Annotated in this window: 9 protein-coding genes; 4 read left to right on the forward strand and 5 right to left on the reverse strand. The window is 70.9% G+C overall.

Going from position 1 to position 10,038, the window contains the following annotated elements; genetic code table 11:
- The first annotated feature begins 312 nt into the window (after window positions 1–312).
- The gene (locus tag VGD44_RS02120) at window positions 313–1,482 is read left to right on the forward strand and encodes a YihY/virulence factor BrkB family protein (RefSeq protein ID WP_331083388.1); all 1,170 of its coding nucleotides are present in this window, start codon (window positions 313–315) and stop codon (window positions 1,480–1,482) included.
- Between the two features lie 39 nt (window positions 1,483–1,521).
- Entirely contained in the window at window positions 1,522–2,496 is a 975-nt protein-coding gene (locus VGD44_RS02125) for a GlxA family transcriptional regulator (RefSeq protein WP_331083390.1), read from the forward strand.
- Here the strand turns inward: VGD44_RS02125 and prfA are convergent.
- Window positions 2,493–3,569, reverse strand: coding sequence for a peptide chain release factor 1 (prfA, locus tag VGD44_RS02130; RefSeq protein WP_331083392.1), 1,077 nt, complete (start codon window positions 3,567–3,569; stop codon window positions 2,493–2,495). The genes VGD44_RS02125 and prfA overlap by 4 nt on opposite strands.
- A 70-nt stretch (window positions 3,570–3,639) precedes the next feature.
- On the opposite strand from prfA, the gene VGD44_RS02135 reads away from it, so the two are divergent.
- Both VGD44_RS02135 and VGD44_RS02140 read left to right on the forward strand, forming a co-directional pair.
- Entirely contained in the window at window positions 3,640–4,218 is a 579-nt protein-coding gene (locus VGD44_RS02135; RefSeq protein ID WP_331083394.1) for a pyridoxamine 5'-phosphate oxidase family protein, read from the forward strand.
- Between the two features lie 239 nt (window positions 4,219–4,457).
- Complete coding sequence (locus tag VGD44_RS02140; protein WP_331083396.1) at window positions 4,458–4,778, forward strand: hypothetical protein; 321 nt, start codon at window positions 4,458–4,460, stop codon at window positions 4,776–4,778.
- A gap of 60 nt (window positions 4,779–4,838) precedes the next feature.
- Here VGD44_RS02140 and VGD44_RS02145 read toward each other — a convergent pair whose 3' ends face one another.
- From VGD44_RS02145 to ptsP, 4 genes are all read right to left on the reverse strand, one after another.
- Window positions 4,839–5,132: a hypothetical protein gene (locus VGD44_RS02145; RefSeq protein WP_331083398.1), complete on the reverse strand. Its 294-nt coding sequence runs from the start codon at window positions 5,130–5,132 to the stop codon at window positions 4,839–4,841.
- Window positions 5,133–5,248: 116 nt separating this feature from the next.
- The gene (ispG, locus tag VGD44_RS02150) at window positions 5,249–6,391 is read right to left on the reverse strand and encodes a flavodoxin-dependent (E)-4-hydroxy-3-methylbut-2-enyl-diphosphate synthase (RefSeq protein ID WP_331083400.1); all 1,143 of its coding nucleotides are present in this window, start codon (window positions 6,389–6,391) and stop codon (window positions 5,249–5,251) included.
- Between the two features lie 44 nt (window positions 6,392–6,435).
- The gene (locus tag VGD44_RS02155; RefSeq protein WP_331083402.1) at window positions 6,436–7,644 is read right to left on the reverse strand and encodes a helix-turn-helix domain-containing protein; all 1,209 of its coding nucleotides are present in this window, start codon (window positions 7,642–7,644) and stop codon (window positions 6,436–6,438) included.
- Window positions 7,645–7,701: 57 nt separating this feature from the next.
- Window positions 7,702–9,963, reverse strand: coding sequence for a phosphoenolpyruvate--protein phosphotransferase (gene ptsP, locus VGD44_RS02160; protein ID WP_331083404.1), 2,262 nt, complete (start codon window positions 9,961–9,963; stop codon window positions 7,702–7,704).
- Between the last annotated feature and the right edge of the window lie 75 nt (window positions 9,964–10,038).

Raw genomic sequence — 10,038 nt, forward strand, 5'->3', positions numbered from 1 at the left:
CAGATGCGGTCGTGCGGGAAGCCCTCGCCGGGGGCGAGGTCCACATGGTTCAGGCTCTCGGGCGTGAAGCCCTTTACGGGGTGGCGGAAGATCGCCGCGACATGGCCGCTCATGAGGCGGCTTCTGACCGAAACCCCGCCCGATCTCAAGGCGCGAGGCGTTGGCCGGCGTCGGCCAACCCATGTCGGGTCGCCGCCGGAACGGCCCGGGCCCTGGACGGTTTGACCTATCGCGGGAGCTGGAGGTCTGGGCTTGGCAAGCGCGACGACACAGCGCGATCCGCGTCGGAAGCGGCCGCTCGCGCCCGCCGTGATGGCGTTGGCCCCGTGGGCGCTGGCCGCCATGGCCGCGTCGGCCTGGTGGACCAACCGTAGGACGGAGCCAGGGCCGCAGCCGCTGCGCGTCGAGCCCAAGCCACAGCCGGGCCTCAGCCGCCAGACCGTCGCCGAGCCGGCCCACTTCGAGGCCCAGGAGCCCCGCCGAGGCCGTGTGGCCCTGCATCCCCACCACATCCCCTGGCGCGGCTGGAAGGACATCCTGTGGCGGACCTATCGCGAGATGAGCCACGACCGGCTCAGCGTCGTGGCCGGCAGCGTCACCTACTACACCCTGCTCTCCATCTTCCCGGCGCTGGGCGTCTTCGTCTCGCTCTACGGCCTGATCGCCGACGTCCGCACCGTGCAGGAGCAGCTGATCCAACTCTCGGCGGTCTTCCCACCCGAGGCCGTCCAGCTCCTCGGGGAGCAGATGCTGCGGCTCGCCACCGGCAAGACCGCCGGCCTGTCGCTGGCCTTCGTGGTCAGCCTGCTGCTGTCCCTCTGGAGCGCCAATGCCGGCATGAAGTCGCTCTTCGACGGTCTGAACATCGCCTACGACGAGGCCGAGAAGCGCAACTACGTCCTGCGCACAGCGCTCACCTACGGTTTCACCGTCGCGCTGATCATCTTCCTGACCGCGATCAGCGCCATCCTGGTGGCCGCCCCGCTCGCGCTCTCGAGCCAGGGCTTGCGCGAGGACTGGCTGATCGCCGCCCGTTGGCCGCTGGTCTACGCGGTCGCCGCCGGCGCCTTCGCTGTCGTCTATCGCTTCGGCCCCAGCCGCCAGCTCGCCCGCTGGCGGTGGGTGGTTCCGGGCAGCCTGGTGGCCGCCACGCTCTGGATGGCCGGCTCGGGGGGCTTCTCCTGGTACCTCAACAACGTGGCCCGGCTCGACGCCACCTACGGCTCGCTGGGCACGGTCATCGGCTTCATGCTGTGGGTCTGGTTCTCGGTGATGGTCGTCCTCATGGGCGCCGAGCTGAACGCTGAGATCGAGCACCAGACGGCGATGGACTCCACCACCGGCCCGCCCCTGCCGATGGGCGAGCGCGGCGCCGCCATGGCCGACACCGTGGGCCTGCGCTTCGTCGGCTTCCGCAAGGGCGCCGGCCAGCTCTGGGCGATCGGTCAGCGCCAGGTCCGCAACCTGCGGAAGCGCCGCTGAGGCCTTGGCAATCTACTGCCCGTGCGGTCAAATCGCGCCATGACCGAACGCCCGCACCGCGTCGCCGTCCTGGGCTTCCCCGACGCCCAGATCCTCGACATCACCGGGCCGCTGGAGGTGTTCTCCCGCACCGCCCGCTGGCTGCGCGACACCGGCAAGGCCTCGGGCCTTGTCTACGAGATCGAGCTCCTGGCCCGCGACGCCGGTCCGGTGCGCACGTCGGGCGGCATCGCGGTCACCGCGGCGCGGTCGTTCCGCGAGGTCGGCGCCTGCGACACCCTGCTGGTGGCGGGCGGCATCGGCTGGGAGGCGGCCGCGCACGATCCGGACGTGCTGGCCTGGCTGCGCCGCATGGCCCCGCGGGTGCAGCGGTTCGGGTCGATCTGCACTGGCGCGCTGGTGCTGGCCGCCGCCGGACTGCTGAACGGCCGCCGCGCCACGACCCACTGGGCCTACTGCGATCGGTTGGCGGCCGCGGCGCCCGGCTGCGACGTCGAGCCCGACGCCATCTTCGTCGAGGACGGCGCCCTCTTCACCTCGGCCGGCGTCACCACCGGCATGGACATGGCGCTGGAGCTGGTCGAGCGCGACCACGGCAAGGCAGTCGCAGTCGCCGTCGCGCAGGAACTGGTGATCTACCGCAAGCGCCCCGGCGGCCAGACCCAGTTCAGCCGCTTCCTCGAGGCCGAGCGGCGCGAGGACCGCCTGGGCGAGCTGCAGCTCTGGATCCTGGATCACCTGGACGAGGACCTGCCGCTGGAGCGCCTGGCCGTCGCCGCCGGGATGAGCCCGCGCCACTTCTCCCGCCGCTTCAAGGACGAGCTGGGTGCAACGCCGGCCGCTTACGTCGCCCGCCTGCGCCTGGAGGAGGCCCGCCGCCGCCTCGAAAGCGGCGCCCACAGCCTCAAGGACGTCGCCCGCACCTGCGGCTTCGCCGACGAACAGAACCTGAGACGCGCCTTCCGCAAACACGTCGGCGTCGCGCCCAGCGAATACCGCGAGCGCTTCGGCTAGGAGAACTCATCCTCCAGCGCCGCCAGCCGGGCGGCCTGGTCCTCGGCGATCAGCGGGTCGATCACGTCGTCCAGGGCCTCGCCCTCGACGATCTTCGGCAGGTTGTAGAGCGTCAGGTTGATCCGGTGATCGGTCACCCGGCCCTGCGGGAAGTTGTAGGTGCGGATTCGCTCCGAGCGGTCGCCCGAGCCCACCTGGCTCTTGCGCGCCTCGGACCGCGCGCTGTCGAGCGCCTCGCGCTGCTGGTCGTACAGTTTGACCTTCAGCGCCTTCATGGCCCGCGCCCGGTTCTGGTGCTGCGACTTCTCCGAGCTGGTCACCACGATACCGGTGGGCAGGTGCGTGATGCGCACGGCGGAGTCGGTCTTGTTCACGTGCTGGCCGCCGGCGCCCGAGGACCGGTAGGTGTCGATGCGCAGGTCCTGGTCGCGGATCTCGATCTCCACGTCCTCGGGCTCGGGCAGCACCGCCACGGTGGCGGCCGAGGTGTGGATGCGCCCCTGCGCCTCGGTCGCCGGCACCCGCTGCACCCGATGGACGCCGCTCTCGAACTTCAGCCGGCCGAACACGCCGTCGCCGGTGACAGAGGCGACGATCTCCTTGTAGCCGCCCGCGTCGCCCTCGGAGATCGAGTCGATCTCCACGCGCCAGCCGCGGTTCGCCGCATAGCGCTGGTACATCCGGAAGAGGTCGCCCGCGAACAGCGCGGCCTCGTCGCCCCCGGTGCCCGCCCGGACTTCCAGGATCGCGGAAGCGTTCTCGTCCTTGTCCTTGGGCGCAAGCAGAAGCGCCACCTCGTGCTCCAGGGCCGGCAGCTTCTCCTTCAGCGCCTCCAGCTCGGCGCGCGCCAGCTCGGCCATCTCGGCGTCGCCGCTCTCCAGCATCTCGCGCAGCTCGGGCTCTTCCGCCCGGGCCTTCTCCAGCGTCATGACCGCGTCGGCCACCGGCTTCAGCTCGGCGTGCTCCTTGGAGAGCCGGACGATCTCGGCCCCGTCCGTGGCCGCGCCCATGCGCGCCTCGATCTCGCGGAAGCGGTCGAGCACCTGGTCGAGCCTGGCCTGGGGAAGTCGCATGGGGACGCGTCTCTAGCCGAGACCGTGGTCGGCGCCAAATGCGCTATGCTGCCGCCGGGAGGAACGCGCCATGTACCACGAGGGCAACCGGCAGCTTCAGGACGCCTTCGGCAGCCGCGCGCTGGCCGACCGGCTGGAGGAGAAGCTGCGCCGCGACCGCTTCACCGAGGGCGACGCGGCCTTCATCGAGGCCCAGCCGTTCTTCTTCCTGGCCACCGCCGACGCCGAGGGCCGGCCCGACTGCTCGTTCAAGGGCGGCCCGCCCGGCTTCGCCCGCGTCGCCGCGCCGGACCTGCTGGTGTTCCCGGACTACGACGGCAACGGCATGTTCAAGAGCCTGGGCAACATCGCCGCCAACCCGCATGTGGGCCTGCTGTTCATCGCTATGGGCGAGAAGCCCGGCCGGATGCGCGTGAACGGCCGCGCCGAGGTGGTCCGCGACGACCCCGCCATGGCGGCGATCCCGGGCGCCCAGCTGCTGGTCAAGGTGACGCCAACGGACATCTTCCCCAACTGCCCGCGCTACATCCCGAAGATGACCCTGGAGGAGGCCAGCCCCTACGTCCCGGCCGCCGGGGAAGCTCCGGTCGAGCCCAAGTGGAAAGCCTTCCCGGACTTCGCCGACGTGGTCCCGCCGCGGCGCGCCTAGTCTAGGACTCCCTTCCTCCTCGATGGAGGAAGGGCCGGGGATGGAGGTGTGTGCAGGGCCGGGACGGCAAAGCTCGTTTGACGCCCGCGCCCGAGAGCGCCGCCTGCATCGGCTCAGCGGCCACACCTCCACCCAACCCTCCTCCATCGAGGAGGAGGGCTTGCTCAAGCCTCTAGCTCCTCGGAACGCTCCGCCGGCCCGGGTGTTTTCGCCCCCGGTGACAGACGGAGATTGATCACATGGCGACCGAACGCGTGACAGAACGCAGCGACGGCCTGACCCACGAGCGCGTCGTCGAGCGCGACGCCGGCGGCACGACCTATGTCGACAAGGGCGGCTCGGGCATCGGCGGGATCATCGTCGGCATCGCCGTACTGGCGATGGTGGCGATCGTGGCCTTCTTCCTGCTGCAGGCGAACCGCAACGACGCGATCCAGACCGAGGCCGTGACCAGCGCCGCCTCCAGCGTGGCCGAAAGCACCGCCACGGCGGCCGACAGCGTGAGCGGCGCGGCCGAACGGGCCGCCGACGCGGTGACCGTCCCGGCGCCGAAGAACTAACGAAAAGGGCCCCCTCCGTCGCCGGAGGGGGCCCTTTCCTCGCTTGCGCGAAAGTCTGGCTTAGACGCGCTCGCCGGTCAGGGCGGCGTTGCCGAACATGCCCAGCTTGCAGTTGCCGGTCATCTTGTCGCCTTCCACCTTGGCGGTGAACTCGAGCTTCATCGGCATCGGGTTGGTGATGTCGGTGCTCCAGGAGAGCGTGTCGCCGTCGACCTTCCCCTGCACTTCCTGAGAGCCCATTTCCGAGTCCACCTTGCCGGTGAACGCGTCGCCCGAAGTGGTGATGCCCACGTTCATGGTGCGAGCGCCCATGGGCGTGTTGATGGTGACTTTCCAGTTGCCGTCCGCGGACATCATGTCCCTCCCAAGAATTGGAGCGCCACCTAAGCGCGGTGCGGCCCCCTGCGCAAGAGTGACGCAGGTGTCATTTTTGTAAGGCGGCCCGGAACGCGCCTGTTGTGACTAAATGGTCACTCCGCAGCAGCGGGAACGTCCGCCTTCGCCGCCTCGATCTCCTGGGCGCGCGCCTCCACCAGCGCGACGATGTGGTCGACCATATGGTCGTTGTCCATCTTGTGGTCGGGCTTGCCGGCCACATAGACCATGCCCGCGCCCTTGCCGCCGCCGGTGAAACCGAGGTCGGTCATCAGCGCCTCGCCGGGGCCGTTCACGACGCAGCCGATGATCGACAGGCTCATCGGCGTGGCGATGTGGGCCAGCCGCTGTTCCAGCATCTCCACCGTCTGGATCACGTTGAAGCCCTGCCGGGCGCACGACGGGCAGGCGATGATGTTCACGCCGCGGTGGCGCAGGCCCAGGCTCTTCAGGATGTCGAAGCCGACCTTCACCTCTTCCACTGGATCGGCCGCCAGGCTCACGCGGATGGTGTCGCCGATCCCGGCCCAGAGCAGCGATCCGATGCCGATCGTGCTCTTCACCGTGCCCGACCGCGTCGCCCCCGCCTCGGTCACGCCCAGGTGCAGCGGGCAGTCGATGGCCTCGGCCAGCTGCTGGTAGGCGGCCACCGTCATGAACGGGTCGGACGCTTTCACGCTGATCTTGAACTCGTGGAAGTCGTGGTCCTGCAGGATGCGGGCGTGGTTGAGCGCGCTCTCGACCATAGCGTCGGGGCAGGGCTCGCCGTACTTCTCGAGCAGGTCGCGCTCCAGCGAGCCGGCGTTCACTCCGATCCGCATCGAGCAGCCGTGATCGCGGGCGGCCTGCACGACCTCCTTCACCCGCGCCGCGTTGCCGATGTTGCCCGGGTTGATCCGCAGGCAGGCGGCGCCGGCCTGCGCGGCCTCGATGCCGCGCTTGTAGTGGAAGTGGATGTCGGCCACGAGCGGGACCTTCGCCGCCCGCGCGATCTCCCGGAACGCCGCCGTGGAGTCCTCGTCGGGGCACGAGACGCGGACGATGTCGCAGCCGGCTTCCTCCAGCTGGCGCACCTGCTCGATCGTGGCCTTGGCGTCGGCGGTGACCGTGTTGGTCATCGACTGCACGGTGATCGGCGCATCGCCGCCCACCTCGACATCGCCCACGCGGATCTTGCGGCTCTCGCGGCGGTCGATCGCGCGCCAGGGGCGGACGGCGGTGTGGGCTTCGGTGGTCATGGCGAGGGGAAAATAGTCCGTCGCGCGGGGAATCCCAACCGGACTCAGGGCCGCGGCGGCGCGGCGGACTTCGGCGCAGGGGTCTTCGCGGGCGGCGCCTTGACCGGGGGGCCGGCGGCGGCCGTCGCCGGTGACGCGGTCGCGGGGGCGGGAACCGCCGGCGCCGGCGCCGCGCCCGGCGTCGCCGTCGGCACAGCTGTCACCAGCTTCGAGGCCAGCACCTGGGTCGAGGGCAGCACGCCGCGCGACTGGCCCGCGACGAACACCTGGAAGTCCTGCGGCGCCGAGACGTCGAGGGTCAGGCCGGCCAGGTTGGGCACCCGGTAGGCCTCGCCCTTGGCCAGCTGGCGGGCGAAATAGACCGAGCCGTCCTGGCCGCGGACGATCAGCGCGCCGGCCTTGATCGCCTGCACCGTCACCACCGAGGTCAGCCGCGGGCCGCTGTCGTAGATCTTGCCGGCCGGGACGAAGAAGGGCCGCAGCGAGGCCAGGTCCACGGGCGGCGGCTCGCCGATGCGGGTGGGCGAGGGGGCCGGTGGCGCATCGCCCGTCGCGGGGTCCGTGTTCAGCCCCAGGGCGGCGCGCAGCCCGGGGGTCTCGTAAGGCGTGGGTGTGGTGGATTCCACGGGGGCGGGCAGGGGTTGGCCCAGCTCCATCGTCCCGGTCTTCAGCTTGGCGAGCAGCTGCTGGGCCTGTTGCTCCGAGGCCAGGGGCGGCGGCGGGGCGGCCGCCATCATCGCCCGCTGGGCCACGTTCCACAGCACGATGGCCGCAATGATCACCAGCGCGCCGATCGTGAAGGCCGCGACCCGCGGGTCCTTTTCCTCCAGCACGCCCACCGGCGCGCGCAGCGGCTCGTCCAGCACCGGCTCGTCGGTCTTGAACCGCTCGACCGCCGCGTCGGGGTCCAGCGCCAGCGCCGTCGCATAGGCGCGGACGTAGCCGATGGTGAAGGGGCGCGACGGCAGCGCGTCCAGCCGCATCTCCTCGATCGCCTCGAGGTAGCTCTTCCGCACCCGCGTGCGCTCGGCCAGGTCCTCCAGCGAGATGCCCCGGTCGCGCCGGATGGCCCGCAGCGCCTCGCCGAGGCTGTCATGCGCGAACAGGGGGTCGATGGGCGGCGGCGGGCCCGCGTCGGCGGCCGTCTCACCTAGCGGCGTCTCGGCCGGCGGCTCGCTGCCCACGAGGCTCAGCATCGCCCGCATCCGCTCGCGACCGGCGGCTTGCTTTTTCGGTGGGCGTTTCTTCAGCACGGGCAAGTTCTCGGGGCTCCAAGCCGCCCCGCTACTCTCTACGGATTCGGGCGAGTATCAGACGGCGAGGTAAAGTTTGCGCGCCAGAGTTTCTATCTCGTTCCGAACCGATCCCGCGCTTGATTTCAGGAGCGCCGAAACGCCGCGGCGGGCCGCCTCGCGGTCGCACGACAGCACCATCTGCTTCACCGGGCCCACGCCGGTCGCCGGCATCGACAACCGCTCGAAGCCCAGCGCCACCAGAGTGAAGGCCTCCAGCGGCCGGCCCGCCATCTCGCCGCACACGCTGACCGGCGTGCCGGTCTCGGCGCAGGCCCGCTGGATCGCCTCCATGGCCCGGAGCGCCGGCGGCGACAGGAAGTCGTAGCGGTCGGCCACGCGCGGGTTCCCGCGGTCGGCGGCGAACAGATACTGCATCAGGTCGTTGGTCCCGACGCTGACGAAGTCCGTCATCGGCAGCAGCGCGTCGAGGTGCCAGATCAGCGACGGCGCCTCGATCATCGCGCCGACGTCGAGCCGTGACGGGGCCGGCCGGCCGCGGCGCTGCGCCCACGCCACCTCGGAGTCCACCCAGGCTCGCGCCGCGCGGAACTCGTCGACGCTCGAGATCAGCGGGAACATCACCCGGAGCGGCCGCCCTCGCGAGGCGGCGATCAGCGCCCGCAGCTGCAGTCTGAGCAGCGCCGGACGGTCCAGGCCCATCCGCACCGCCCGCCAGCCCAGCGCCGGGTTCTCCTCGCGCTCGGCCTCCATGTAGGGCAGCACCTTGTCGCCGCCGAGGTCGAGGGTGCGGAACGTCACCGGCAGGCCGCCGGCCGCGTCCATTACCCGCGAGTAGAGCGCCGTCTGGGCGTTGAACCGCGGCATCTCCTCCGAGACCATGAACTGGAATTCGGTGCGGAACAGGCCGATGCCCTCGGCGCCGGTGTCGGCCAGGCTCTCGAGGTCCACATCGAGGCCAGCGTTCATCAGCAGCGTGACCTTCACCCCGTCGCGGGTGAAGGCAGGCGTGTCCTTCAGCTTGGCGAACTCGGCCTGCCGCTGCCGCCGCACGTCGACGCGGGCCTGGATGGCCTTCACCACGTCGGTGCGCGGCCGCAGGAACGCCTCGCCGGTCTCGGCGTCGACGATGACCGGGTCGCCCTCCGAGACCTTGTCGCGCAGGCCGGCCAGGCGGCCGACGCAAGGGATGTCCAGGGCGCGCGCCACGATCGCCGCGTGGCTGGCGGACGAGCCTTCTTCCAGCAGCAGGCCCGCGAGCTTGGTGCGGTCGTATTCCAGCAGGTCGGCGGGGCCCAGGTTCCGGGCGATCAGGATCGCGCCCTCGGGCAGGTCGCGCGCCACGCTGCCGTCACCCGACAGGTGCCGCAGCAGCCGGTCGTTCAGGTCCTCCAGGTCGTGCAGGCGCTCGCGCATGTAGGGGTCGCGGGCCTGGCCCAGCCGCGCCCGGTGTTCGGACCGCACCCGTTCGACGGCGGCCTCGGCGGTGAGGCCGTTCTTCACCGCGTCCTCCAGGCTGCGGTTCCAGCTCGTGGAGTGGGCGAACATCCGGTAGCTCTCGAGCACGTCGTACGACGCCTCGACCAGGCCCGCTTGGCCCTCGAGCATCCGGTCGATCTGGTCCTTCAGGCTCTGCAGCGCGTCGGCCAGGCGCTTCTCCTCGGCCACGACGTCGTCGGACAGGAGCTGCGACGAGGCCACCGGCGGCTCGTGCAGCACCGCCACGCCATAGGCCAGGCCGTCGGCGAACTTCGAGCCCTTCAGCCGCTCCGGCCGCCGCGGCGCGAGCTCGACGCCCTCCAGCTCGCCGACGCTTATCAGCTCGCCCGAGGCCACCATCTCGGCGACCACCATGGCGACGATCTGGATGTCCTCGACCTCGTCCTCGGAATAGTTCCGCTCGGTGCGGTTCTGGACCGCCAGCACCCCGATGACCCGGCCGCCGCGCAGCAGCGGCACGCCCAGGAACGCGTGATAGGGGTCTTCGCCGGTTTCCGGCCGGTACGAGAAGGCCGGGTGCTCCGGCGCGTCGGCCAGGTTCAGCGGCCGGCCCAGCCGCATGATCTCGCCGATCAGGCCTTCGCCGGGCTTCATCCGCGTGACGTGGACGGCGGTGGCGTCGAGGCCCTCGGTGGCGAACAGCTCCATCTCGCCGTTCGCACGCCGCAGGTAGATCGAGCACACCTCGGCGACCATGGAGAGCGCGATGATGCGCACCACCATGTCCAGGCGCTGCTGCGCGGGGCCACCCCCGGCGAGCGCCTCGCGGATCTGCCGCAGCAGGCTCCGCTGTCCGCGTATGGCGACTGGCGCGGCCATCGTGAGCGAAACGTCCTCCCTGTCCCTTGCCCGCTAGCTAGCAGTTTTGTCTTTCAAAACCGAGACTCAAAGCCC

Source organism: Phenylobacterium sp. (genome assembly GCF_036402295.1).
GTDB lineage: Bacteria > Pseudomonadota > Alphaproteobacteria > Caulobacterales > Caulobacteraceae > Phenylobacterium.

What these genes read in the sequence shown, in the direction of transcription:
- VGD44_RS02125 (WP_331083390.1), top strand. Translation starts at nt 1,522, where the DNA reads ATGACCGAACGCCCGCACCGCGTCGCCGTCCTGGGCTTCCCCGACGCC.
- VGD44_RS02145 (WP_331083398.1), bottom strand. Translation starts at nt 5,132, where the DNA reads ATGTCCGCGGACGGCAACTGGAAAGTCACCATCAACACGCCCATGGGC.
- prfA (WP_331083392.1), bottom strand. Translation starts at nt 3,569, where the DNA reads ATGCGACTTCCCCAGGCCAGGCTCGACCAGGTGCTCGACCGCTTCCGC.
- VGD44_RS02120 (WP_331083388.1), top strand. Translation starts at nt 313, where the DNA reads ATGGCGTTGGCCCCGTGGGCGCTGGCCGCCATGGCCGCGTCGGCCTGG.
- ptsP (WP_331083404.1), bottom strand. Translation starts at nt 9,963, where the DNA reads ATGGCCGCGCCAGTCGCCATACGCGGACAGCGGAGCCTGCTGCGGCAG.
- VGD44_RS02140 (WP_331083396.1), top strand. Translation starts at nt 4,458, where the DNA reads ATGGCGACCGAACGCGTGACAGAACGCAGCGACGGCCTGACCCACGAG.
- VGD44_RS02135 (WP_331083394.1), top strand. Translation starts at nt 3,640, where the DNA reads ATGTACCACGAGGGCAACCGGCAGCTTCAGGACGCCTTCGGCAGCCGC.
- ispG (WP_331083400.1), bottom strand. Translation starts at nt 6,391, where the DNA reads ATGACCACCGAAGCCCACACCGCCGTCCGCCCCTGGCGCGCGATCGAC.